This is a genomic window from Micromonospora okii (genome assembly GCF_020884795.1).
GTDB classification, from domain to species: Bacteria; Actinomycetota; Actinomycetes; order Mycobacteriales; family Micromonosporaceae; genus Micromonospora; species Micromonospora okii.
Window position 1 is genome coordinate 367,654 of sequence record NZ_BBZF01000015.1, and the last position, 24,213, is coordinate 391,866.

Genomic DNA, 24,213 nt, shown 5'->3' on the forward strand with positions numbered 1-24,213 from the left:
GGGCAACGTAAGCGGCCCCACGCCCGCTGCCAAGGACCCGCCCGGCGTGTCGCCGTCGGAGAGGGCCACGCCTCACTTCCCCGCCCGTCCATCGGCCGTCGCGGCCGGGGCCGCTGACCGACCGGTCACTTGAAGGTGACCACGTCGGGAGCGCTGACGTCGATCGTGTCGGCCTCCCGGCCGAGCAGGGCGGTGGCCACCCGCGCCTTGTCCTCGCCCCGTGTGGCGTCCCCCCAGACCACCACCCGGTCGCCGCGCAGCCGCAGGCTGATCCGGGCCAGCCCCTCCACGCTCACCTCCACGAGCTGCGCGCGCAACTGCGGGGTGAGCGCGGCCAGCACCTCCAGCCCGGCGGCCGTGCCCGGGTCGTCCGGGCCCGGCCGGCCCACCCGCACCACCGGCAGGCCGTCCGGCTGCGCCACCGAGCGGAAGACCACCCCGGCGCCGTCGACCACGGCGAACGCGTCACCCTGCGGCACCGCCGCCACCGGCGTGCGCTCCACCACCCGCACCACCAGTGCGCCCGGCCACTCCCGGGTCACCGTCGCCCGCTCCACCGGCGCCAGCTCCCCCACCCGCCGGGCGGTGCCGGCCAGGTCCACCCGGGCCAGCGGAAAGTCGTCGGGCACGGCGGCGGCCTCGCGGACCTCCACCGCGGAGACCAGCCTCGCGCCCTCCACCCTGACCTCGCGCACCCCGAGCAGGCCCGTGCCCAGCACCGTCCAGGCCACCAGCGCGGCCAGGACGAGCACCCCGGCCGCCACCGCCCAGGGCAGCGCCGCGCGCATCCGGCGCTGCCGGGCCCGGGCCATGAACCGCCGGGTGGACGCCGGCACCGCGTCGGTGCCGGCCCGGACGAGCTGCCAGCGCCGCACCGGCCCCCGCCGGGCGCCGCCCGGCTCCGCCCCGCCGGTGCGACCGCGCGCCGGACCCGGGCTCATCCGGCGGTGGCCACCGGGCCGTCCGGGTCGCCGGCAGGGCCGACGCCGGCGCCGTCACCCGCGCGGGCCGTCAACGCGTCCAGGAGGAGGTCGCCCATCAGCGAGATCGGCGGGGCGCCCATGGTCACCACCACGTCGCCGGGGCGCGCCCGGCGGGCCACCTCGACCGGGGCGTCGTCCCAGGAGCCCACGAAGACCTTCCGGTCGGCCGGCAGCGGCACCGCCTCCACCAGCGCCGCCGAGCCCTCGCCGGGCTGGCGCAGCTCGCCCGGCCCGAAGACCTCCAGCAGCACCAGCTCGTCGGCGATCCCCAGCGCCGCGGCGATCTCCGCCTGGAGGTCGCGCGTGCGGTAGAGCCGGTACGGCTGGAAGACCACGATCAGCCGCCCCTCGCCGGCCACCTCGCGCAGCGTCCGCAGTGCCAGCGTCATCGAGGTCGGATGGTAGGCGTACTCGTCGTAGACCAGCACCCCGTCGGCGACACCCTTGCGCTCGAAGCGCCGCCGCACCCCGGGGAACGTGCCGAGCGCGGCCTCCGCGGCCTCGACCGGCAACCCCAGCAGGTACGCGGCCAGCACGGCCGAGGCGCTGTTCAGCCCCATGTGCCGCCCCGGCACCGGCAGCCGGAACTCGCCCAGCGACCGGCCGTCGATCTCCGCGAGGTAGCGCACCCCCTGGGCGGAGGAGACCATGTCGCTCAGCCGCAGGTCGGCGTCCGCCGCCTCGCCGTACGTGTGCACCCGCCGCCCCTCGGCGCGCAGCGTCTCGGCCAGCCGACGCCCGCCCGGGTCGTCGGCGCAGGTGACGATGAACCCGTCCGGGTCGGTGAGCCGGGCGAACTCGGCGAACGCCGCCTCCAGGGTGGCCAGGTCGCCGTAGGTGTTCAGGTGGTCGGCCTCGACGTTGGTGATGATCGAGACGAACGGGCGGTAGATCAGGAACGAGCGGTCGCTCTCGTCCGCCTCGACCACGAAGTGCTCGCCGGTGCCGTGGTGCGCGCCCGAGCCGACCTCGGAGATCTCCCCGCCGATCACGAACGACGGGTCCGCCCCGGCCTGCTGGAGCACCATCGTCACCATCGAGGTGGTGGTGGTCTTGCCGTGGGTGCCGGCCACCGCCACCGTGCGGCGGCCGGTCATCGCGGCGGCCAGGGCCTCGGAGCGGTGCAGCACCCGCAGCCCGCGTCGACGCGCCTCCACCATCTCCAGGTGGTCCTGGGGGATCGCCGAGGAGTACACGACGGTGTCGACCCCGTCGAGGTTGGACGCCTCGTGGGTCATGTGGACGGTGCCGCCCAGCGCCCGCATCCCCGCCAGCGACGGCCACTCGCGCAGCTCGCTGCCGGAGACCGGCAGGCCCCGGGTCAGGAACAGCCGGGCCAGCCCGCTCATGCCGACCCCGCCGACCCCGATCAGGTGGATGCGGCCGAGGTCCTCGGCGGTCAGTGTGCCGGCCGGGGTGAACTGCGCGGTGTTCATGACGGGTACCTTCCGGTCAAAGCGGCGCTCACTGGGCCACCGCCTCGGTTCGCGACTGCGGGGCTCGCAAGCTCACTCCTCGCGCTCACCACGCCAGCCCTGTTCGCGACTGCGGGGCTCGCAAGCTCACTCCTCGCGCTCACTTGGCAGCCACCGCCTCGTAGACGAAGTTCAGCAGCGCCTCGTCGCCGTCGCGCCGGCCGTACGCGGCGGCGGCGGCGCCCATCGCGGCGAGCCGGTGCGGGTCGCGGATCAGCGGGACGACCGTGCGCTCCAGCCAGGCCGGGGTCAGCTCCGCGTCGTCGACGAGCAGCCCCCCGCCGGCCTCCACCACGGGCAGCGCGTTGCGCTTCTGCTCCTGGTTGCTGTGCGGGTACGGCACGTAGATCGTGGGCAGCCCGATCGCGGCGACCTCGGCGCAGGTCATCGCCCCGCCCCGGCCCAGCATCAGGTCGGCGGCGGCGTAGCCGATCTCCATCTGCGACAGGTACGGCAGCGTCACGTACGGCACCGGCAGGTCGGTGGGGATCGGTACCGGCTCGTTGCGGGCGCCCATCACGTGCAGCACCTGCACGCCGTTGCGGGCCAACTCCTTGGCCGCCCCGGCGACGGCGAGGTTGATCGACCGCGCGCCCTGCGAGCCGCCGGCAACGAAGAGCACCGGCAGGTCCGGGCGGAGGCCGAAGTGGGCGCGGGCGGCGGCGGCGTTGGCGGCCCGGTCCAGCCCGGCGATGCCCCGGCGCAGCGGCACGCCGACCACCCGGGCGTCGCGCAGCGCCTCGGCCTGCGCCGGCTGGTGCGGGAAGCCCACCGCGACGTTCTTCGTGAACTTCATCCCGAGCCGGTTGGCCACCCCCGGCGGCACGTTCACCTCGTGGATGACGATCGGCAGGTCGCGCCGCCAGGCGGCGAGGTAGCCGGGCACCGAGACGTACCCGCCGAAGCCCACGACCACCTGGGCGCCGACCTCGTCGACCACCTGGCCCGCCGCGCGGGCCGCCTTCCACATCCGGTCGGGGGTGCGGACCAGGCTCATGTTGATCGACCGGGGAAGCTGGTAGGCGGGGATCTGCCGCAGGTCGTAACCGGCCGGCGGGATCAGCTCGTTCTCCAGGCCCTTCGGTGTGCCGAGGCAGGTGATCCGGACGCCCGGGTCGTGTCGGCGCAGGCAGTCGGCGAAGGCGAGCAGCGGGTAGATGTGGCCACCCGTGCCCCCTCCGCAGAGCACCACCGAACGCAGCGGACCCATCAGCGTCTCCTCTCGCTCGCCGCCCCGCCCCGGGCCCGGTTCGGCCGGGCGCCGCGGGATGCGGCCTGGTCGTCCTCCCGCCGCGCCCGGGACCTGGGCACGGACCCACGGTCCGCCGGTGGCGACGCCGGTCGGCGACGCCGGCCGGGAAGCGGCGGCAACGGGGCCCAGAGTAGTCGGACCCATCGGGCGGGCGGACGGGCGTGCAGGGCTCGGGCGGCGTCGGGCTCCGCGCGGGCGAACGAGGCCAGCATCCCGATCGCCGCCAGGGTCACCACCAGGGCGCTTCCGCCGTCGGAGATGAACGGCAGCGGCACGCCGGTCAGCGGCATCAGGCCGGTGACCCCGCCGATGTTGATGACGGCCTGGCCGACCAGCCAGGCGGTCACGCCGGCGGCGGCGAGCCGGCGGAACGGGTCCTCCACCCGGCGGGCGATCCGCAGCCCGCTGTACGCGAGCACGGCGAAGAGCACCAGGACCACGGTGCAGCCGACCACGCCCAGCTCCTCGGCGACGATCGCGAAGATGAAGTCGTTGTGGGCCTCGGGGAGCCAGCCGAACTTGAAGCTGCTCTGCCCCAGGCCGACGCCGAACCAGCCGCCGTTGCCGATCGCGTAGCGGGCCTGGATGAGCTGGTAGCAGTTCTCCAGTTGCAGGTCCATGCAGGTCTGCGGGGAGGGTGGGTCGAGCCACACGGTGAGCCGGCCCAGCCGGTAGTTCTCGGCGTCCCGGGAGCCGGAGCCGGCCCCGAGCGAGGCCGCGGCGACCAGCAGGCCGATGCCGGCCAGGCCGACCGCGGTGAGCGCGGCGAAGATCCGGGCCCGCACGCCGGCCGCCCAGAGCAGACCGACGACCAGCGCCAGCAGGCAGAGCATGCTGCCCAGGTCGTTGTAGCCGACCAGCACGAACAGCAGGCCGACGACCGGGAAGAACGGGGTGGCCAGCTCCTTCCACCAGCCCAGCCGGGCCCCCTTGCGGGCCAGCACGTGCGCGCCCCACAGCACGAGGGCGAACTTCGCCAGCTCGGAGGGCTGGAGCTGGATGCCGCCGAGGCCTAGCGAGAGCAGGTCCGCCTCCAGCGGGCCGACCCGCTTGATGCCGAAGAACGATTTCAGGGCCGTGAGGAGGTTCAGCAGGAGCAGCAGCGTCACCGCGACGCCGAGGGCGATGCGGGCGACCGAGCGGTAGGTGCTCGCCGGCAGCCGCTGGCAGACCCAGAACGCCAGCACGCCGATCACCGCGAAGATCGCCTGCTTCGTGGCCTCGGCGAAGGCGTTGCCCTCCTCCGCGTAGCTCTTCACGCTGGTGGCCGAGAAGACCATGGTCAGGCCGATCACCAGCAGCAGGCCGACGCTGGAGATCAGCAGGTAGTACGACGCCAGCGGTCGGGCCAGCAGGCCGCGCAGCGCGGCCAGCCCGCCGCCGGCGTCCAGGCCGAGCGCCGGCGCCGGGGCGGGCGGGTCGGTGGCCCGTGCGGCCCCTGCGGCCCGCCGGGGCGCTGTGTCGGATGTCGTCGTGCCGGTGCCTCGGTCCTCCCCCACCCGCCCATCATCGCGGTTGCGGCCGGTCCGAACCTGTCGAACGCCGTGGTCGGCGTGTCGTCCTGGCGAAAGGAAGGGCACCTTGTCATCGCATTTCGCATGACAAGGTGCCCTTCCCCACATCCGCGCAGCGCGGAGCGGGCCGCCCCGGCGGGTCAGCCCATCGCGGCCAGGAAGTCGCTGTAGAACAGGCCGAGGGCGACGGCCACCCCGATCCCCGCGATGATCCAGAACCGGACGACGATGTTGACCTCGCTCCAGCCCGCGAGCTCGAAGTGGTGCTGCAACGGGGACATGCGGAACACCCGCTTGCCGGTGGTGCGGAACGAGATGATCTGGATCACCACCGACATCGTGATGATCACGAAGAGCCCGCCGATGATCGGCAGCAGCATGATGGTCCGGGTGGACATCGCCATGCCGGCGATCAGCCCGCCCAGGCCCAGCGCCCCGGTGTCGCCCATGAAGATCCGCGCGGGCGAGGTGTTCCACCACAGGAAGCCCACGCAGGCCCCCGCCGCCGCCCCGGCGATCAGCGCGATCTCCAGCGGGTCACGGACCGTGTAGCAGTAGTTGTTCGGGTTCGCCGTGTACGTCGGGTCGGCGCACCAGTGCCGGTACTGCCAGAACGCGATCAGCGCGTACGCCGCGAGGACCATCACCGACGCGCCGGTGGCCAGGCCGTCGAGGCCGTCGGTGAGGTTCACGCCGTTGGTGGCCGCCATCACCACGAAGATGAAGATGACCACCGCGCCGATCTTGGTGACGTCCAGCGCGGGGATGTCCCGGATGAAGCTCAGCGTCGTGGCGCCCACCGTCTCGGTGTTGGTGGCCTCGCCGCTGGCGTCGGTCATGCTGCTCGGGAAGTACAGCGCCACGATGCCGAAGATCGCCCCGACGGCGATCTGCCCGGCCAGCTTGCCCCGCTTGTTGAGCCCGCCGCTGTTCCGCTTGCGGACCTTGAGGAAGTCGTCGATGAAGCCGACCGCGCCGGAGAAGACCATCAGGCCCAGCAGCACCAGCGCCGTGATGGTCGGCTCGACCTGGGCGATCTGCGCGTCCGGCAGGGTGGTCAGGGCCAGGTGCCCCGCGACGTACGCGATGACCGTGGCCAGGATGAAGACCACGCCGCCCATCGTCGGCGTGCCCTTCTTGCCCTGGTTGCTGGCGAGCCCGAGGTTGGATCGGATCGGCTGGCCGGCCTTGAGCCGGGTGAACACCCGGATCGCGATGGGCGTGCAGAACAGCGAGACGAGGAAGGCCACCCCGATCGCGACGATCACCGCCCTCATCCGGCGGCTCCCTTGCCCGCGGCGTCCGCGCGCAGCGCGTCGGCCACCTCCCAGGTGCGGTACCTCGAGCCCTTCACCAGGACGACGTCGCCCGGCCGTAGCTCGCTCCGCAGCACCTCGACGGCCGCTGCCTGATCGGTGAGCAGCACCGACTCTCCTCCCCAGTCCTCTACCGCTGTCGCGCCCTCATGGATCGGCGCCGCCGGCTCACCCACCACGAGCAGCCGGTCCACGCCCAGCTCGGCCGCGAGCCGGCCGACCTCCAGGTGCCCCTGGCGTTCGTACGGCCCCAGCTCGGCCATGTAGCCGAGCACCGCGACCGTGCGCCCCCCGCCGCCCATGCCGGCCAGCGCCCGCAGCGCGACCGCCATCGAGGCAGGGTTGGCGTTGTACGAGTCGTCGATCATCGTGACGCCGTCGGGCCGCTCGACGACGTCCATCCGGCGGGTGGACACCAGACCCAGCTCGCCCAGCGCGGCGGCCAGCTCGGCCAGAGGCATCCCCAGCTCCCGGGCCACGGCGGCGGCGGCCAGGGAGTTGGAGACCTGGTGCCGGCCGGTCAGCCCGAGCCGCACGGCCGCGCTCCCCTCCGGCGTCACCAGCCTGTACGACGCCCGGCCCCGCCCGTCCAGGCTCACGCCCTCGGCGCGGACGTCGGCCTGCGTGGCCTCGCCGTAGCGGACCACCCGGGCCCGGGTGCGGTCGGCCATGGCGTCCACGAGCGGGTCGTCGGCGTTGAGCACCGCCAGCCCGTCGGCCGGCAGCGCCTCGACCAGCTCCCCCTTGGCCAGCGCGATGTTCTCCACCGAGCCGAACTCGCCGATGTGCGCCACGCCGACGTTGAGCACCACGGAGATCCGGGGCGGCACCACCTCGCACAGGTAGCGCACGTGCCCGACCCCCCGGGCGCCCTTCTCCATCACCAGGAAGCGGGTGTCGGCGTCGGCGCGCAGCGCCGTCCACGGGTGCCCCAGCTCGTTGTTGAACGACCCGGGCGGGGCCACCGTGGGGCCGAGCCGGGTGGTGAGCTGGGCGATCAGGTCCTTCGTGGTGGTCTTGCCGGACGAGCCGGTCAGCCCGATCACGGTGAGCCCGGGCAGCCGGTCCACCACGGCCCGGGCCAGCCGGCCCATCGCGTCGAGGGCGTCGGCGACCAGCACCATCGGCACCCCGGGTACCTCCCGGGTGCCGAGCACGGCCACCGCGCCGGCGGCGACGGCGGTGGCGGCGTAGTCGTGGCCGTCCACCTTCTCGCCGGGGAACGCCACGAACAGCGCGCCGGGCGCGGCCTTGCGCGAGTCGAATTCGACCGGGCCGGTGACCCGGGCGGCGGGGTCAGCGTCGAGCAGCCGGCCGCCGACGGCCTCGGCCACCTCGGCCAGCGTCAGCGGGATCACCGGCGGCCCGCCAGGTCCCCGAAGCGGGCGCGCAGCGCGTCGGCCAGCTCCGCGCGGTCGTCGAACGGCAGCACCTCGCCCCCCACCTCCTGCCCGCGCTCGTGCCCCTTGCCGAGCACCGCGACCACGTCCCCCTCCCCGGCCAGGCGGACCGCCTCGGCGATGGCCGCCCGCCGGCCGGCCACCTCCACGATCCGGGTTCCGGTGCCCGCGTCGTGCGCCCCGGCCAGCACCTCGGCCCGGATCGCCGCCGGGTCCTCGGTGCGCGGGTTGTCGTCGGTCACCAGCACCACGTCGGCCCCCCGGGCGGCGGCGGCGCCCATCGCCGGCCGCTTGCCCCGGTCCCGGTCGCCGCCCGCGCCGAGGACGCAGATCAGCCGCCCGGAGCTCAGCTCACGCAGCGCGGCCAGGGCCGCCACGATCGCGTCCGTCTTGTGCGCGTAGTCGACCACGCCGCGCACCGGGCCGGTCGTGGCGACCAGCTCCAGCCGGCCGGGCACGCCGCCGCACGCGGCCACCCCCTCGGCGGCGGTCGGGGCGTCCACCCCGGCGGCGACCAGCGCCGCGATGGCGAGCAGCGCGTTGGCCACGTTGTGCCGCCCGGGCAGCGCCACGCGGGCCGGCACGGTCAGCCCGCCGGGGCCGTGCGCGGTGAAGCGCTGCGCGTACCCCTCGCCCTCGACGTCCGTGGCGTACCAGGTGGCGGTCGGGTCGCCGGCCGCCGAGTAGCTGATCGTGGCCGGGGTGAACAGCGGGCGCAGCGCCGGGTCGTCGTGGTTGAGCACCTCGGCGGCGCAGCGGCCGTCGAAGAGCTGGGCCTTCGCGGCGAAGTAGTCCGCCGAGTCGGCGTGGAAATCCAGGTGGTCGGAGCCGAAGTTGGTGTACCCGCCGACGGTGAACCGCACCCCGCCCACCCGGCCCATGGCCAGGGCGTGGCTGGAGACCTCCATGACCAGCGCGGTGACCCCGCGCTCGCGGGCGGCGGCGAGCATCGCGTGCAGGTCGGTGGCCTCCGGCGTGGTCCGGACGCTGTCGATCACCAGGTCGCCGAGCCGCGTCTCCACGGTGCCGATCAGGCCGGTGACGTGGCCGGCGGCGCGCAGCCCCGCCTCGACCAGGTACGCCGTGGAGGTCTTGCCGGCGGTGCCGGTGATCCCGATGACGGTCAGCCCGTCGGTCGGGTCGCCGTAGACGGCGGAGGCGAGGCCGCCGAGGGCCGCGCGGGGATCGGGCACCACCAGCGCCGGCAGGCCCGCCGCGGCCACCACCGGCGCGCCGGCTGGGTCGGTGAGGGCGGCCACCGCGCCCGCGGCGGCGGCCCCGGCGGCGAACTCCGCGCCGTGGCGGCGGGCGCCGGGCAGCGCGGCGTACAGGTCGCCGGGGCGGACCTCCTGGCTGGCGTGGGTCACCCCGGTCACCGTGACGTCGGCGGCGCCGGGCGGGGCCTGCGCGGCCAGCCGGTCGGCGAGGTCACCGAGGCGGAGACCGACGACGGTACGGGGGCGTGGATTGCCGGACACGGCGTCAGACCCTACCCGGTCGTCCGGTTCCGACCGCACAGCCGCCCCGGTGGTTCGTCCCCACCTACCGATGATGTCCCCCCGCGCCTGCTCAGCGCGGAAAGACCTCGAACTTCGGCGCGGGGGCGGTCGACGGCGGAACCCGGTGCCGGCTCAGCGTGAAGCCCATGATCTCGCGGAAGGCCGGCGCGGCGACGTCCCCGCCCCCGCCGACGGGGCTCCACACGAAGACCGCGACCACGAACCGGGGCTTGTCGGCGGGGGCCATCCCGATGAACGAGCCGACCTCGCCGGGCTGCTGCTTGCCGTCGACGTACCGGATGCCGGTGCCGGTCTTGCCGGCGACCCGGTAGCCGGGCACCGCCGCGGCGCGGCCGGTGGCCCCCTCGACGGTGGTGACCGCCTCCAGCATGGTGCGCAGCGCCGCCGCGTTGGCGGGGCTGAGCACCGAGCGGGTGACCGGGGCCTTGCCCGGGGTGCGGCTGCCGTCCTTCCCGTCGATCACTTCCTTGATCAGGTGCGGCTGCACGTACGTGCCGTCGTTGGCGATCGCGGCGTAGGCGGCGGCCATCTGCAACGGTGTGGCGTCGACGCTGTGCCCGATCGGCACCGACCCGTACGACGAGCCGCTCCACGCCTCGGCGGGCAGCAGCCGGCCGCCGGCCTCCCCCGGCATCCCCTCGCCCGTGGGCTGGCCCAGCCCGAACCGCTTCTGGTAGTCGATGAGCCGTTCCTTGCCGAGCTTGTCGGCGATCTCGATGGTGCCGACGTTCGACGAGAACGCCATCATCCCGGCCAGGCTCATCCGCCGCCCGTTCGCCGGGTGGGTGTCGCGGAAGGTGGTGTCGCCCCTGACGATGCTGTCGGCGATCGGCAGCGCCGTGTCCGGGGTGATCACCCCCTCCTGGAGGGCCGCGCCGAAGGTGATCGCCTTGTGGACCGAGCCGGGGTCGACGACGAAGCTGGTGGCGGCGTCCTCCCGGGCGGTCGGCTCGCTCTCGTTCGGCTTGGCCGCGTTGTAGGTGGGGTGGCTGGCCTGGGCCAGCACCTCGCCGTTGGTCACGTCGAGCACGATCGCCGCGCCCACGCTGCCCCGGGCCTTGGCCATCTGGTCCTTCAGCGCCTGCTGCGCCTTGAACTGGAGGTCCCGCTCGACGGTCAGCGCCAGCGAGCTGCCCGGCTTGGCGGGGGTGGTGCGGCTGTAGCCGCCGGGGATGGGGGCGTCCAGCTTGCCCAGCCCCGCCTCGTACACCTTGCGGCCGATCTCGCCGCGCAGCAGGTCGTCGTAGCGGGCCTCCAGCCCCTCCAGGCCGACCATGTCCTGGCTGGTGAAACCGAGCAGGTTGGCGGCCAGGTCGCCGCCGGGCACCTCGCGCCGCTCGTCGCGGTGCACGCCGATGCCCGCCAGTTCCAGCGCCACGATCTTCTTGGCGACGGGGACGTCGACCCCCCGGGCCAGGTACTCGAACTGGGAGTTGCGGCCGTTCTCCAGGGTGCGCGGGCGCATCCGGTCGGCCAGCTCCGAGACGGGCAGGCCGAGCAGGGGCGACAGCGCGCGGGCGGTCGCCGCGCGGTCCTTGACCTGGGTGGGGTCGGCGAAGACGTACCGGGCCTCGACGCTGTTGGCCAGCGGGGCGCCGGTGCGGTCGTAGATGGCGCCCCGGGGGGCGGGCAGGTCGATCCGGATCAGCCGGTCGGCCAGCCCGCCGCCCGCGTACGCCGGGGTGTCGACGGCCTGGAGGAAGACCAGCCGGACGCCGATGGTGGCGAAGAGCGAGAGGACGAGCAGGGTGCCCAGGCGCAGCCGGCGCCGGGGATCGGCCAGCCGGGGCGGCTTGCGGGGCTTGCGCGGCGAGCGCCGGGCGGCGGGGCGCTCCGGGCGGCGCGGGCCGGGCCGGCGGCGCGGCGGGACGTCGTCGGGCGCGGCCCGGTCCGGCCGGGCCGTGACGGTGCGGACCACGGTGGAGCGGCCCGCCGGGGCGGTCTCTCGGCGGCCGGCGCGGGTCGCACCGGCCCGGCCGCCGTCGAGCACCTGCAACGCCGGCCGGAACGGGTCGCCGGCGCGGGTGCTGCGGGGGGTGCGTCGCTGCTCGCCGCCCCCCACCCCGGCGCGGCCCGTCCCGCGCTCCTCGCGGATGGTCCGGCCCCGGGGGGTGTACGCCCGCGCGTCGGAGATGCCCCCCGCGCCGGGCTCGCCGGAGCGCGGCTCGCCCCGCCCGCCGGTGGCCCGGGACGAACCGCGCCGGGAGCCCGTGGCGTCCCGGCGCGGTTCGTCCGATCTCGGCGGCACGTCGCTCAGCCCCCCGCGCCCTGCTGGCTGGTGACCGAGGGCTGGCCGTTGGCCGGCTGCGGCACCCCGATCATCTTGCCGTCGGGCAGCCGGATGTACGCCGGCTCCTCCGACTGGACCATGCCGAGCTTGCGGGCGGCGGCGGTCAGGTTGCCCGGCGCCTTCGCGTCGGCGATCTCCTTGTCGAGCTGCTGCTGGTCGACGTCGAGCTTGGCCTGCTGCTGCTGGAGCCGCTCGATCCGGAAGGAATTCTCGTTGATCTTGGTGTTGACCAGGAGGATGCCGAGCACCCCGCCGACGACCAGCACCAGGATCAGCGCCGCGAACGGCGCCCGGGGCACCGACACGGGCGGCGGCGGCGCCACCCGCAGTCGCGGCGACGGGGTCGCCGTCGGGCGGACCCGCTCGGTCGGACGCAGCGCGGCGCTGCCGTTGGTCGGGAACTCGCGCGCCCCCCGGGCGCCAGTCTCCCCCTGCCGGTCGAGCCGGCCGGCCCCCGCCGCCGGAACCCCGGCCCGCGTGGTCCGCTGCGCCGCGGTCCGGCCCCCCGACCGCGGTGCGCGCTGCCCGACGCCGGTGTCCCGGCCGCCGCGCTTGTCAACGTTCATCTTCCCTCCCCCTCTTCGTCCGTCCCTGCCCCGTCGCCCGGGCCCCCCGTCCCCGGCTGGTGCATCGCCCTTACCCGCCGGCGGTACCGTTCGCGGTCGGCCCGCCCCTGTTGCTCCGCTCCCGGATCGATCCTCTCCGCAGCCCGCAAGCGCACCGAGGCGGCGCGCGGGTTCGCGGCGACCTCCTCCTCCCCGGGCAGCTCCGCGCCCCGGCTCAACAGCCGGAACGTCGGGGCCGAACCGGGAAGTTCGACCGGGAGGTCGACCGGGCCCTTGCTGCGGACCCGGTCGGCGAGGGCCGCCTTGGTGAGCCTGTCCTCCAGCGAGTGGTAGGACAGGACCACCATGCGGCCACCCACGGTGAGCTTGTCGAGAGCGGCCGGCAGCGCCGTCTCCAGCGCTGCCAGCTCCTTGTTTACCTCGATCCGTAAAGCCTGAAACGTTCTCTTGGCCGGGTGTCCGCCGGTTCGTCGTGCTGGTGCCGGGATGCTCTCCCTGACCAGCTCCGCCAGCCGCGCCGACGAGGTGATCCGGGCCCGCTCGCGCTCCCGGATGATCGCCGAGGCGATCCGGCCGGCGAACTTCTCCTCGCCGTAGACCCGCAGCACCCGGGCCAGGTCCGGGTGCGGGTAGGTGTTGACCACCTCCTCGGCGGTCACCCCCCGGGTCTGGTCCATCCGCATGTCCAGCGGCGCGTCCTGCGCGTAGGCGAACCCGCGGTCGGGCGCGTCCAACTGCAACGAGGAGACACCCAGGTCGAACAGGACCCCGTCGACCGCCGGGTAGCCGAGCCGGCCCAGCACCTCGGGCAGCTCGTCGTAGACGGCGTGTTCGAGGTGGACCCGGTCGGCGAAGCGCGCCAGCCGGACCCGCGCGTGGGCGAGGGCCTCGGTGTCGCGGTCCAGGCCGATCAGCACCGTGCGCGGGTGCCGTTGCAGCACCGCCTCGGCGTGGCCGGCCAGGCCCAGCGTGGCGTCGACGTGGATCGTGCGGTCGCCCCTGTCCAGCGCGGGGGCCAGCAGCTCGAGACACCGCTCGAGCAGCACGGGCACATGCGTGCCGCGTAACTCCCCCATGTCGACCCCCACTGGTTGCAACCGTCCGTTTCTCTTCGCGCCCGTCGCGGCGACGCCTTCGTCGTACCGCCAGATCCCCATCCGCTTCCCGCCCGCCGGAGGCCGCGGCCCTCCGGTGAGATCGTGCGCCTGGCACCGGGGAAGGGGTGCCAGGAACTCGAAAGCGGCTGGAGATCTCGCAGTACGTCGTGCGTCGCCACGCCTACAGGCCGCCGGGCAACACCCCCTCGGAGATGTCGGCGAAGTCGTCCTCGCTCTCGGCGAGGTAGGTCTCCCAGGCCGACCTGTCCCAGATCTCCACCCGCGTGCTCGCCCCGATGACCACCAGGTCGCGTTCGAGCCCGGCGTACGCCCGCAGGTGGGCCGGGATGGTGACCCGGCCCTGCTTGTCCGGGACCTCGTCGTGCGCGCTGGCGAAGAAGACCCGGCTGTAGGCGCGGGCCGCCTTGTGCGTCATGGGTTGCGCGCGCAACTGGTCGGCGATGCGCTGGAACTCGGGCATCGGGAAGACGTAGAGACAGCGCTCCTGCCCTTTGGTGATCACGACACCCCCCGCCAGCTCATCCCGGAACTTCGCCGGAAGGATCAACCGGCCCTTGTCGTCCAGGCGCGGGGTGTGGGTGCCGAGGAACATCGGCCCAACCCCCTCGCCCTTTCAGCGGCGTTCGCGGCGCCGCCTCCCCCCGGGCCGGTGGGCCCTCCCGGCCTCACCATCGCGCCCCACTCTACTCCACTTCCCTCCACCCGCAACCGGAATCGCCCGCGTGGCGCGCCGTTTCGAAGGACAAAACCGCACGTCAGAGGGGGTGGAGCGGAGTGGAGGGGCGCGGCGGCCCCCGCCGCGCCGTCCGCTACCCGACATAGATCGACTCCTTACGGTCGGGTGCCCGGCGGCCGTTCGCCCGACGGCCCCGGCCGAACGGTTCGCCGTCCGCGCCGATCTGGCGGGCGCGGCGGTCCGGTAACCTCGCTCGCGTGACGGACGCGAAGATGCCCCTGCGGGCGAAGGTGGCCAGCTCCGTGTCGCGGACCGCCGCGGCGCTGTCCCGGGCAGCGGGTCGTGGCGACGGTTCGGTGATCGGCGGCTGGATCGGCCTGAAGATCGACCCCGACCTGCTGGCCCACCTGGCTGCCGGACGCGCCATCGCGCTCGTCTCCGGCACCAACGGCAAGACCACCACCACCCGGCTGACCACGGCGGCGGTCGGCGTGCTGGGCCGGGTGGCCACCAACTCCTTCGGCGCCAACATGCCCACCGGGCACACGTCCGCGCTGGCCAAGGCGGGCAGCACCCCGTACGCGGTGCTGGAGGTCGACGAGCACTACCTGGCCCAGGTCCTCCAGGCCACCGAGCCGCACGTGGTCGCGCTGCTCAACCTCTCGCGCGACCAGCTCGACCGGGCCAAGGAGGTCGCCATGATGGCGCAGCTCTGGCGCGCCGCGCTGGTCAACCACCCGGACGTGCGGGTCGTGGCCAACGCCGACGACCCGATGGTGGTGTGGGCCGCGACCCCGCCCGGCGACCCGGCGCGCGGCCTCCGGCCGCCCCACGTGACCTGGTTCAGCGCCGGCCAGCGCTGGCACGACGACTCCTGGGTCTGCCCCGAGTGCGGGCACACCATCCAGCGCAACGGCGAGCAGTGGTGGTGCAGCGGCTGCCCGCTGCGCCGCCCCCAGCCGCAGTGGGCCGTCGAGGACGACGGGGTGCTCGACCCGACCGGCGCCTGGCACAAGGTGACGCTCCAGCTCCCCGGCAAGGTCAACCTCGGCAACGCGGCCACCGCCCTCGCGATCGCCGCCGAGTTCGGCGTCCGGCCGGTCGACGCGGTCTCCCGGCTCGGCGCGGTCACCTCGATCGCCGGCCGCTACGCCCAGGTCGACCGCGACGGGCGCAACATCCGGCTGCTGCTGGCGAAGAACCCGGCGAGCTGGCTGGAGGCGTTCGACATGGCCGACGTCGCCCCGACACTGCTCTCCATCAACGCCCGGGACCCCGACGGGCTGGACACCTCCTGGCTCTTCGACGTCGACTTCGCCCCGCTGCGCGGCCGGCAGGTGATGATCACGGGCGACCGGGCGTACGACCTGGCGGTCCGCCTCGACGTCAACGGCGTGCCGTTCCAGCACGTGCGGACGTTCGGCGAGGCGGTCCGGGCCGTGCCGCCCGGCCGGCTGGAGGTCATCGCCAACTACACCGCCTTCCAGGACATCCGAGCGGAGCTGGACCGTGTCAACTGAGAGCCTGCGTATCGTCTGGATCTACCCGGACCTGCTGTCCACCTACGGCGACCGGGGCAACCTGCTGATCCTGGCCCGCCGGGCGCAGCTTCGCGGGATGCCCGTTGAGGTGATGGAGGTCCGCTCCGACCAGCGGCTGCCCGCCACCGCCGACATCTACCTCATCGGCGGCGGCGAGGACGGCCCGCAGGCGCTCGGCGCGCAGCGGCTGCGCGCCGACGGCGGCCTGCACCGGGCCGTCGCCCAGGGCTCGGTGGTGTTCGGCGTCTGCGCCGGCTACCAGCTCCTCGGCACCTCGTTCTTCGCCAAGGGCGTCCAGTGCGCCGGGCTGGAGCTGCTCGACCTCTCCTCCGACCGGGGCCCCAGCCGGGCCGTCGGCGAGCTGGCCGGCGACATCGACCCGCGCCTCGGCGTGCCGGCGCTCACCGGGTTCGAGAACCACGGCGGCCGGACCCACCTCGGCCCGGGGGTGTCCCCGCTGGCCCGGGTCACCGCCGGGGTCGGCAACGACGGGGCGACCGAGGGGGCGTGGCGGGGGAAGCTGCTCGGCACGTACTCGCACGGCCCGGCCCTGGCCCGCAACCCCGCCCTGGCCGACCTGCTGCTGCGCTGGGCGACCGGCGCGCACCAACTCCCGCCGCTGGACGACACCTGGGCCGAGCGGCTGCGCGCCGAGCGCCGCGCCGCGGTGGCGGCCGCCCGGGCGTGATCCCGGCCGTCCGGCGGCTGCTGCGGCAGCCGCCGGCGCGCCGGTTCGCCCTGCTGCTGCTCCTGCTCGCCGCCCTCGGGGTGGTGCTGGGCGTCGTCGGCCCGCCCGACGCGGACGGGCTGCCCCGGCTGGCCGACCGGCTGGGCGGGCTCGCCCCCGTGGCGGCGATCCTCGGCGGGGCGCTGCTGCTGGTCGCGCTGGTCCCCCGCACCTTCGTCACGCTCGCCTCGGGGGCGATCTTCGGCCCCCTCGAAGGCGCGGCGTACTCGCTCGGCGCGGCCCTGCTGGCCGCCGCGCTCGGCTTCGCGGTGGGCCGCGTGCTGGGCCGGGAGTTCGTGGCCGAGCGGGTACGCGGCCGGCTCGCCCGCCTCGACCGCTGGTTCGCCCGGCAGAGCGTGCTGGGGGTGGCGACGGTCCGGCTGCTGCCGATCTCCGGGTACGGGCTGACCAGCTACGGCTACGGCACCACCGGCGCGCGGCTGCTGCCGTTCCTGACCGGCAGCGTCCTCGCCTCGGCCCCGACCGCGTTCGGCTACGCCGCGCTTGGCGCGTCGGCCACCGCTCCGGGCGGCGTCAACTGGTACGCCGCCGCCCCCGCCAGCCTGGGCCTGATCGCCAGCGCGGTCCTGCTCCACCGCTGGTGGCGCGCGGAGCGGCGACGTCGGCCCGCCCCGGGCTGACCCGTCGGCCGGACCGGCCGCCCCGGCCGCCCGCACGGTGGCCACAAGGCGGCCGGCCCGGGCCGCGAGGCACCGGACCGGCCGCGTACGCGGGCGGGGAGCTACTTGTTCGCCGGTGACGTGTAGCCGACGATTCCCGACGCCCAGTTGCCGTGCAGGACGTGGGTCACCGCGTTCGACTGGTTGCCGCCGACCACGTAGTGGTCGCCGTCCGTGGTGGTGTCGTAGTACGAGGTGACGATCGCCACGTGGTCGATGACCCCGTCACCCTCCCAGTCGTAGACCGCCGCGTCGCCCTTGCGGGGGATGTAGCCACTGCCCCGGGCGTGCCAGGTGCCGTTGTTGATGCCGTAGGTGCGGAAGCTGGAGGCGAGGGCGTTGAGGCCGGTGTACTTCGCGCCGCCCCAGTAGAAGGCGAACTTCGCGAAGTCCGCGCACCACGCCCGCGCGCGCCACTTCACGTCGTCCCAGGTCTTCGACCCGTCCCGGTACATGTAGCCCGGGCTCACCGGCCCGCAGGTGCCGGTGCCCGAGCCGTCGTAGCGGTCGTTCTTCGGGTCGGCCCAGAAGCCGGTGTAGAAGTTGCAGTTCCCGCTCGTGCGCTCCTTCAGGCGGTAGGCCACGTCCTCGTTGGTGGAGGTGAACTGCTCCCAGGCGATGTTGCCGACGTCGATGCCGAGCTGGGTGTCGGCGGCGTGCGCGGCCCCGGGCCCGACGAAGAGGCCCACGGCGACGGTGAGCGCCGTCACCAGGGCCATGCGGATGGATCTCATCACGTTCTCCTTGCTCCAGAGCCGGGAACCGCGCTGTCGATCGGTGTCGGCGTCACCGGCGCAGCCTCCGAGGTGGACGCCCGTGCCGCGGACTCCGCGCACGTTCCTCCCGCCGGTGTGCCGGCGCCGCTCCCGGCGTCTCGTGGCGGAGCTTCTCCCCGCCCGTGCGACACACCGTCGCGCCGGCGGGTGGAAACCACGTGGAAGACGGGTGCAAATCCCGCACGCGGCGATCCGCCCGGCTCGATAGACTGGAACGACGCGGGCGAATGCGACGGGCACGGGGGTGCATCCGATTGGCACAGCTGCGGATCACCGTGCTCGGTCCGCTGGAGGTCGAACGCAACGGCGAGGTCGTGCGCCTCGGCCCCCGGCAGGCGGAGCTCCTCTCCGTGCTCGTCCTCGCGCTGGGCCGGCCGGTGCTGGCCAACCGCCTGGTCGCCCTCCTCTGGGGCGCCGGGGCGGGCGACGGCGCGGCGGCGACCCTGCGCAGCCACGTCTCGCACCTGCGTCGTGCCCTCGCCTGCGGCCGGTCCGGGCCCGCCGCGGCCCCGGTCGTCGCCACCGTCGGCGCGGGCGCCGGCCTGGCGTACCGGCTGGACCTCGCCCCCGACCAGCTGGACGCCCACCTCTTCGAACGGGAGATCACGCAGGGGCGGGGGCTGCTCGACGGCGGCGACCCGGCGGCCCTCTCGCGCGCCGCGGAACTCTTCGGCACCGCGCTGGCCCGCTGGCGCGGGGCACCCTTCGCCAACGTCGCCGACCGGCCGTTCGCCCTCTCCGAGGTGGCCCGGCTGGAGGCGCTGTGCCGCACCGCCCGGCGGGGGCACGCCGAGGCGCTGATCGCGCTCGGGCGGCACGGCGCGGCGATCGGCGACCTGACCGGCGCGGTCGCGCAGTTCCCGTACGACGAGGGCCTGCGCCACCTGCTCGCGCTCGCCCTCTACGCCGAGCAGCGGGTGGACGAGGCCGCCGAGGTCTGTCGCCACGGCGCGGCCCTGCTGCGCGAGCGCGGCATGGACGCGCCGCGCCTGCAGCGGCTGCACGGGGCGATCCTTCGCCGCGAGGAGTTGCCCGTCGGCCCGCCGGCACCGGCCGGCGCCGGGTCCACCCCGATGGCCCCGCCGAGCCTGCTGCCTGCGGACCCACCGCACTTCGTCGGCCGGGCCGCAGCGCTCGACGACGCCCGGCGGCACTGCCTGGCTCCGGGCCCGCGCCGGGTCCTGCTGGTCACCGGCGCGGCCGGAGTGGGCAAGACCAGCTTCGCCGTCCGGCTCGCGCACCTGCTCGCCCCGGACCTGCCGGACGGATGCCTGTACGTCAACCTGCGGGGCTTCGACCCCGGCGGCCCGGCGCTGTCGAGCGACGAGGCGGTGCGGCTCTTTCTCGACGCGTTGCAGGTGCCGCCGGAGCGGATCCCGGCGAGCCGGGAGGGCCGGGCCGGACGCTACCGCGCCCTCCTGTCGCAGCGGCGGATGTTGGTCGTGCTCGACAACGCCCGGGACGCCGAGCAGGTGCGCCCGCTCCTGCCCGGTGCGCCCGGGTGCGCGGTGGTGGTGACCAGCCGCTCGCAGATGCCCGGCCTGGTGGCCATCGAGGGCGCGCGCCCGGTCACGCTCGGCCTGCTCACCGCAGCCGAGGCCCGCGAGCTGCTGGTGGCGCGGCTGGCCGACGGCCGGGTGACGGCCGAGCCGGGGCCGACGGACGGCATCATCGAGCGGTGCGCCCGGCTGCCGCTGGCCCTGGCGATCGTGGCGGCCCGCGCGGCCGCCAACCCCGGCTTCCCCCTCGCCGCGCTGGCCCGGGAGCTCGCGGAGTCGCAGGGCAGCCTCGACGGCTTCGCGGCCGGCGATCCCGCCACCGACCTCCGGGCGGTCTTCTCCTGGTCGTACCGCGCGCTGGACGAGCCGGCCGCACGGGTGTTCCGCCTGCTCGGGCTGCACCCGGGGCAGGACATCTCGGCGCCGGCCGCCGCCAGCCTCGCCGCCATGCCCGAGCGGCAGGCGCGCCCCGTCCTGGCGGAGCTGGCGCGCGCGCAACTGGTGATCGAGCGGGCGCCAGGCAGGTACACCTGTCACGACCTGCTGCGCGCGTACGCCGCGGAGCTGGTGGGGTCGGAGCCGGACGCGGTACGCCGCGCGGCCCGGCACCGGATCGTGGACCACTATCTGCGCAGCGCGCGTGCCGCCGACGAGCGGTTCTCCCCGCTGCGGAAGCCGACCACGCCGCCGCCGGCCCAGCCCGGAGTGACCCCGGAGGAACCGGCGGACAACGGGCGGGCGCTGGCCTGGTTCGCCGAGGAACACGACGTCCTCGGCCGGGTGGTGGAGATGGCCGCCGGGCACGGCTTCGACCGGCACGTCTGGCAGCTCGCGTCGGCGCTGACCACCTTCCTGAGCCGCCGAGGCTACTGGGAGGACCTGATCGTCGCGCAGAACCACGCGCTGGCCGCGGCCGAGCGCACCGACGACCGGGCGGCGACGGCGCGGGCACACGGTGACATCGCCGCCGCCTACGCGGAGACGAGCCGGCTGGGGTCGGCCCGGGCGCATCTGGAGTCGGCCCTGGCGCTGCTGGACGAGCAGGGCGACCGGGCCGGTCAGGCGCAGACGCTGCTGACCCTGAGCTGGGTCAGCGAGAAGGAGGGCGACCAGGCGACCGCGCTACGCCACGACCAGCTCGCGCTGCGGCTCTTTCGCGCCGCCGGGCACCCGGCCGGGGAGGCCCGGGCGTTGAACGCGGTCGGCTGGGACCATGCGGTGCTCGGCGAGCACCGGGAGACGGTCCGCTACTGCCAGTGGGCGCTGATCCTGCAACGGCGGCTCGGCGACGCGGTCGGCGAGGCGAACAGTTGGGACACCCTGGGCTACGCGCACCACCACCTCGGCAACCACCGGAGGGCGGCCCGCTGCTTCCGGCGGGCCCTGGCCCTCAATCAGGAGTTGGGGCACCGGTACAACGAGGCGGAGACGCTGGAGCACCTCGGCGACAACTACGAGGCCCTCGGTGACCCGGTGGCCGGCCGGCACTGCTGGCTACAGGCACTGGAGATCCTCACGGAGATGGGGCATCCGATGGCCGAGCGGCTCCGCGACAAGCTGGCCGCCGGCCACCGCGAGCCGGCGGTCGAGTCGGCGGCGATGGCCGGCCGGGCGGGCTGACCCGGCTGGTCGGTCGGCGGGCCGGGCACGGGTAAGGAAGGGCCCCTTCCTATCGCTTTTGCGATAGGAAGGGGCCCTTCCTTGCACCTCAGGCGACGACCGAGACCATCCGGCCCTTCACCACGATGACCTTGCGGGGCTCCTTGCCGGCCAGCGCGGACGCGACCGCCTCCAGGGCCGCCGCCCGCACGGTCTCCTCGGACGCGTCGGCCGCCACCTCGATCCGGCCGCGCACCTTGCCGTTGACCTGCACCGGGTACGTCACCGTCTCGGCGACCAGCAGGGCCGGGTCGGCGACCGGGAAGTCCGCGTACGCCAGGGAGGCGTCGTGGCCCATCCGCCGCCACAGCTCCTCGGCGACGTGCGGGGCGAACGGGGCAAGCATCAGCACCAGCGGCTCGGCCACCTCGCGCGGCGTGGCCGGCAGCCGGGTGAGCGCGTTGGTCAGCTCGATCAGCTTGGCGATGGCGGTGTTGAACCGGATGCCCTCCATGTCGCCGCGCACGCCGTCGACCACCCTGTGCAGCAGCCGACGGGTCACCTCGTCGGCCGGGTCGTCGGTGACCCGCAGCTCACCGGTCTGCTCGTCGACGACGGCCCGCCAGACCCGCTGGAGGAACCGGTACGAGCCGATGACCGCCCGGGTCTCCCAGGGGCGGGACACCTCCAGCGGGCCCATCGACATCTCGTACACCCGGAAGGTGTCCGCGCCGTAGGCGGCGCACATGTCGTCGGGGGTGACCACGTTCCGCAGGGACTTGCCCATCTTGCCGTACTCGCGGCGCACCGCCTCGTCGCCCAGGTACCAGCCGCCGTCGCGCTCGACGACCTCCTCGGCCTGCACGTAGGAGCCCCGGGCGTCGGTGTACGCGTACGCCTGGATCATGCCCTGGTTGAACAGCTTGCGGAACGGCTCGAACGACGAGACGTGACCCAGGTCGTAGAGCACCTTGTGCCAGAAGCGGGCGTACAGCAGGTGCAGCACGGCGTGCTCGGCGCCGCCGACGTACAGGTCGGTGCCGCCGCAGTCGCCCTCGCCGCGCGGGCCCATCCAGTACCGCTCGTTCTCGGCGTCGACGAAGCGCTCGCTGTTGGTCGGGTCCAGGTAGCGCAGCTCGTACCAGCAGGAGCCGGCCCACTGCGGCATCACGTTGGTCTCCCGCGTGTACCGCTTCGGCCCGTCGCCCAGGTCCAGCTCCACCTCGACCCAGTCGCGGCGGCGCGACAGCGGCGTCTCCGGGTTGCTGCCGGCGTCGTCGGGGTCGAACGTCTTCGGGGAGAAGTCGTCCACCTCGGGCAGCTCGACCGGCAGCATCTCCTCCGGCAGCGCGATGGCCGCCCCGGTGGAGTCGTACACGATGGGGAACGGCTCGCCCCAGTAGCGCTGCCGGGAGAACAGCCAGTCGCGCAGCCGGTAGGTGACCGCGCCCGTGCCGTGCCCGTTCGCCTCCAGCCAGGCGACGATCGCCGCCTTGGCCTCGGCGACGCCCAGGCCGTCCAGGTCCAGGCCGCGCTCGGGCGCGGCGCTGTTGATCGCCGGCCCGTCCCCCGTGTACGCCGTGCCGTCGAAGCCCTCCGGCGGCTGCACGGTGCGCACGATGGGCAGCTCGAAGACCTCGGCGAACGCCCAGTCCCGCTCGTCCTGCGCGGGCACCGCCATGATCGCGCCGGTGCCGTAGCCGGCCAGCACGTAGTCGGCGACGAAGATCGGGATCTGCCTGCCGGTGACCGGGTTCGTGGCGTACGCGCCGACGAAGACGCCGGTCTTCTCCTTCGTCTCGGCCTGCCGCTCCACGTCGGTCTTGGCCGCCGCCGCCTTCCGGTACGCCTCGACGGCCGCCCGGGGGTTGGCGTGCCCGCCGGTCCAGGCGTCCCTCGTCCCCTCCGGCCAGGCGGCCGGGACCAGCGCGTCGACCAGCTCGTGCTCGGGCGCCAGCACCATGTAGGTGGCCCCGAAGATCGTGTCCGGCCGGGTGGTGAAGACCCGGATCGGCGCGGCGGCGGTCGGGAAGTCGACGTGCGCGCCGGTCGACCGGCCGATCCAGTTGCGCTGCATCAGCTTGATCGGCTCGGGCCAGTCCAGGACGTCCAGGTCCTCCAGCAGCCGGTCGCCGTACGCGGTGATCCGCATCATCCACTGCTTCAGGTTCCGCTTGAAGACCGGGAAGTTGCCCCGGTCGGAGCGGCCGTCGGCGGTGACCTCCTCGTTGGCCAGCACGGTGCCCAGCCCCGGGCACCAGTTGACCGGGGCCTGCGAGACGTACGCCAGCCGGTGCCCGTCGACGACCTCCCGCCGCTCGGCAACGGTCAGCTCCGCCCACGGGCGGCCGTCGGGGGTCGGCCGGTTGCCGCCCTCGAACTCGGCGATCAGCTCGGCGATCGGCCGGGCCCGGCGCGCGTCCCGGTCGTACCAGGAGTTGAAGATCTGCAGGAAGATCCACTGCGTCCAGCGGTAGAAGTCGGTGTCGATCGTCGCCACCGACCGGCGCTCGTCGTGGGCCAGCCCCAGCCGGCGTAGCTGCGCCTTGTACCGGGCGATGTTCTGCTCGGTCGTGGTCCGGGGGTGGGTGCCGGTCTGCACCGCGTACTGCTCGGCGGGGAGCCCGAACGCGTCGAAGCCCATCGTGTGCAGCACGTTGCGCCCGGCCATCCGCTGGTAGCGGGCGAAGCAGTCGGTGCCGATGTAGCCCAGCGGGTGCCCGACGTGCAGGCCCGCCCCGGACGGGTAGGGGAACATGTCCTGCACGTACAGCTTCTCGGCGCCCGCCCGGGGGTGGTCGGGGTCGGCCAGCGGCCCGGTCGGGTTCGGGGCGTGGAAGGTGCCCTCCCGCTCCCAGGTGTCCTGCCAGCGCTGCTCGATCTCGCCGGCCAGGGCCGCGGTGTACCGGTACGGGGGGATGTCGCCCGCCGGTGCTGCCTCACTCATGGCGTCTCCTCGCTTCGCTCGTCGCCGCCGGCCACGCCACGGCCGGGCTGGGTGCTGACCTCGCTCGGCGCGGTCATGTCGGTCCGGGAGTGGACCCGCCCGCCCGCCGCCGGCCGCCCGGCGGGGGCGTGCCGCCCGACGGCCGGAACGGCCGACGGAGGGCACAAAAAAGCCCCTCGCGCAGGAGGGGCCGCCGTGCTGTCGCGCTGTCAGCGCATCAGCACGGCCCGGTAAGGAGCAGGAAGACTCCGGCCATGCGGGGAGTCTACCCCGCCGGCCCGCCGCGCACGTCGCCCGGACCGGGAGGTGGCACGCCGCGCACGTCGCCCGGACC

Annotated in this window: 17 protein-coding genes; 4 read left to right on the top strand and 13 right to left on the bottom strand. The window is 74.7% G+C overall.

Features of this window, described 5'->3' with window-relative positions; all coding sequences use genetic code 11:
• Positions 1–125: 125 nt before the first annotated feature.
• From LPU43_RS11160 to mraZ, 11 genes are all read right to left on the bottom strand, one after another.
• A complete protein-coding gene (locus LPU43_RS11160; protein WP_229400202.1) occupies positions 126–941 on the bottom strand; it encodes a cell division protein FtsQ/DivIB in 816 nt (271 codons plus the stop codon).
• Positions 938–2,419 (bottom strand): UDP-N-acetylmuramate--L-alanine ligase, encoded by a 1,482-nt coding sequence (gene murC / locus LPU43_RS11165; RefSeq protein ID WP_229400203.1) that lies wholly within the window; start codon positions 2,417–2,419, stop codon positions 938–940. The genes LPU43_RS11160 and murC overlap by 4 nt, the downstream gene beginning before the upstream one ends.
• A 139-nt stretch (positions 2,420–2,558) precedes the next feature.
• Positions 2,559–3,668: an undecaprenyldiphospho-muramoylpentapeptide beta-N-acetylglucosaminyltransferase gene (gene murG / locus LPU43_RS11170; RefSeq protein WP_229400204.1), complete on the bottom strand. Its 1,110-nt coding sequence runs from the start codon at positions 3,666–3,668 to the stop codon at positions 2,559–2,561.
• Entirely contained in the window at positions 3,668–5,083 is a 1,416-nt protein-coding gene (locus LPU43_RS11175; protein WP_373321694.1) for an FtsW/RodA/SpoVE family cell cycle protein, read from the bottom strand. Before LPU43_RS11175 ends, murG begins: the two co-directional genes overlap by 1 nt.
• A 281-nt stretch (positions 5,084–5,364) precedes the next feature.
• Positions 5,365–6,501: a phospho-N-acetylmuramoyl-pentapeptide-transferase gene (gene mraY / locus LPU43_RS11180; RefSeq protein WP_229400205.1), complete on the bottom strand. Its 1,137-nt coding sequence runs from the start codon at positions 6,499–6,501 to the stop codon at positions 5,365–5,367.
• Positions 6,498–7,898 (bottom strand): UDP-N-acetylmuramoyl-tripeptide--D-alanyl-D-alanine ligase, encoded by a 1,401-nt coding sequence (locus LPU43_RS11185; protein WP_229400206.1) that lies wholly within the window; start codon positions 7,896–7,898, stop codon positions 6,498–6,500. The genes mraY and LPU43_RS11185 overlap by 4 nt, the downstream gene beginning before the upstream one ends.
• Positions 7,895–9,457 carry a UDP-N-acetylmuramoyl-L-alanyl-D-glutamate--2,6-diaminopimelate ligase gene (locus LPU43_RS11190; RefSeq protein WP_229400207.1) on the bottom strand — a complete coding sequence of 521 codons (1,563 nt, stop codon included), beginning with the start codon at positions 9,455–9,457 and terminating at the stop codon, positions 7,895–7,897. The genes LPU43_RS11185 and LPU43_RS11190 overlap by 4 nt, the downstream gene beginning before the upstream one ends.
• Before the next feature lie 52 nt (positions 9,458–9,509).
• Positions 9,510–11,708 (bottom strand): peptidoglycan D,D-transpeptidase FtsI family protein, encoded by a 2,199-nt coding sequence (locus LPU43_RS11195; RefSeq protein WP_229400208.1) that lies wholly within the window; start codon positions 11,706–11,708, stop codon positions 9,510–9,512.
• Between the two features lie 5 nt (positions 11,709–11,713).
• Positions 11,714–12,316 (bottom strand): cell division protein FtsL, encoded by a 603-nt coding sequence (ftsL, locus tag LPU43_RS11200; RefSeq protein WP_229400209.1) that lies wholly within the window; start codon positions 12,314–12,316, stop codon positions 11,714–11,716.
• The gene (rsmH, locus tag LPU43_RS11205; RefSeq protein ID WP_229400210.1) at positions 12,313–13,392 is read right to left on the bottom strand and encodes a 16S rRNA (cytosine(1402)-N(4))-methyltransferase RsmH; all 1,080 of its coding nucleotides are present in this window, start codon (positions 13,390–13,392) and stop codon (positions 12,313–12,315) included. Before rsmH ends, ftsL begins: the two co-directional genes overlap by 4 nt.
• A gap of 202 nt (positions 13,393–13,594) precedes the next feature.
• The gene (mraZ, locus tag LPU43_RS11210) at positions 13,595–14,026 is read right to left on the bottom strand and encodes a division/cell wall cluster transcriptional repressor MraZ (protein ID WP_229400211.1); all 432 of its coding nucleotides are present in this window, start codon (positions 14,024–14,026) and stop codon (positions 13,595–13,597) included.
• Positions 14,027–14,382: 356 nt separating this feature from the next.
• Here mraZ and LPU43_RS11215 point away from each other — a divergent pair, with 356 nt between their 5' ends.
• From LPU43_RS11215 to LPU43_RS11225, 3 genes are read left to right on the top strand one after another with little or no spacing between them, the layout of a single operon-like run.
• Entirely contained in the window at positions 14,383–15,630 is a 1,248-nt protein-coding gene (locus LPU43_RS11215) for a MurT ligase domain-containing protein (RefSeq protein ID WP_229400375.1), read from the top strand.
• The gene (locus LPU43_RS11220; protein WP_229400212.1) at positions 15,620–16,339 is read left to right on the top strand and encodes a type 1 glutamine amidotransferase; all 720 of its coding nucleotides are present in this window, start codon (positions 15,620–15,622) and stop codon (positions 16,337–16,339) included. The genes LPU43_RS11215 and LPU43_RS11220 overlap by 11 nt, the downstream gene beginning before the upstream one ends.
• A complete protein-coding gene (locus tag LPU43_RS11225; protein ID WP_373321695.1) occupies positions 16,240–17,019 on the top strand; it encodes a TVP38/TMEM64 family protein in 780 nt (259 codons plus the stop codon). The genes LPU43_RS11220 and LPU43_RS11225 overlap by 100 nt, the downstream gene beginning before the upstream one ends.
• 101 nt (positions 17,020–17,120) lie before the next feature.
• On the opposite strand, the gene LPU43_RS11230 is transcribed toward LPU43_RS11225, so the two are convergent.
• On the bottom strand, positions 17,121–17,792 hold the full coding sequence (locus tag LPU43_RS11230) for a CHAP domain-containing protein (RefSeq protein ID WP_229400214.1): 672 nt from the start codon (positions 17,790–17,792) through the stop codon (positions 17,121–17,123).
• Positions 17,793–18,088: 296 nt separating this feature from the next.
• Between LPU43_RS11230 and LPU43_RS11235 the strand changes: the two genes are divergently transcribed.
• Complete coding sequence (locus LPU43_RS11235; protein WP_229400215.1) at positions 18,089–20,953, top strand: AfsR/SARP family transcriptional regulator; 2,865 nt, start codon at positions 18,089–18,091, stop codon at positions 20,951–20,953.
• A gap of 88 nt (positions 20,954–21,041) precedes the next feature.
• Here LPU43_RS11235 and leuS read toward each other — a convergent pair whose 3' ends face one another.
• Complete coding sequence (gene leuS / locus LPU43_RS11240; RefSeq protein WP_229400216.1) at positions 21,042–23,879, bottom strand: leucine--tRNA ligase; 2,838 nt, start codon at positions 23,877–23,879, stop codon at positions 21,042–21,044.
• Between the last annotated feature and the right edge of the window lie 334 nt (positions 23,880–24,213).

What these genes read in the sequence shown, in the direction of transcription:
- LPU43_RS11160 (WP_229400202.1), bottom strand. Translation starts at nt 941, where the DNA reads ATGAGCCCGGGTCCGGCGCGCGGTCGCACCGGCGGGGCGGAGCCGGGC.
- murC (WP_229400203.1), bottom strand. Translation starts at nt 2,419, where the DNA reads ATGAACACCGCGCAGTTCACCCCGGCCGGCACACTGACCGCCGAGGAC.
- murG (WP_229400204.1), bottom strand. Translation starts at nt 3,668, where the DNA reads ATGGGTCCGCTGCGTTCGGTGGTGCTCTGCGGAGGGGGCACGGGTGGC.
- mraY (WP_229400205.1), bottom strand. Translation starts at nt 6,501, where the DNA reads ATGAGGGCGGTGATCGTCGCGATCGGGGTGGCCTTCCTCGTCTCGCTG.
- ftsL (WP_229400209.1), bottom strand. Translation starts at nt 12,316, where the DNA reads ATGAACGTTGACAAGCGCGGCGGCCGGGACACCGGCGTCGGGCAGCGC.
- rsmH (WP_229400210.1), bottom strand. Translation starts at nt 13,392, where the DNA reads ATGGGGGAGTTACGCGGCACGCATGTGCCCGTGCTGCTCGAGCGGTGT.
- mraZ (WP_229400211.1), bottom strand. Translation starts at nt 14,026, where the DNA reads ATGTTCCTCGGCACCCACACCCCGCGCCTGGACGACAAGGGCCGGTTG.
- LPU43_RS11215 (WP_229400375.1), top strand. Translation starts at nt 14,383, where the DNA reads ATGCCCCTGCGGGCGAAGGTGGCCAGCTCCGTGTCGCGGACCGCCGCG.
- LPU43_RS11230 (WP_229400214.1), bottom strand. Translation starts at nt 17,792, where the DNA reads ATGAGATCCATCCGCATGGCCCTGGTGACGGCGCTCACCGTCGCCGTG.
- leuS (WP_229400216.1), bottom strand. Translation starts at nt 23,879, where the DNA reads ATGAGTGAGGCAGCACCGGCGGGCGACATCCCCCCGTACCGGTACACC.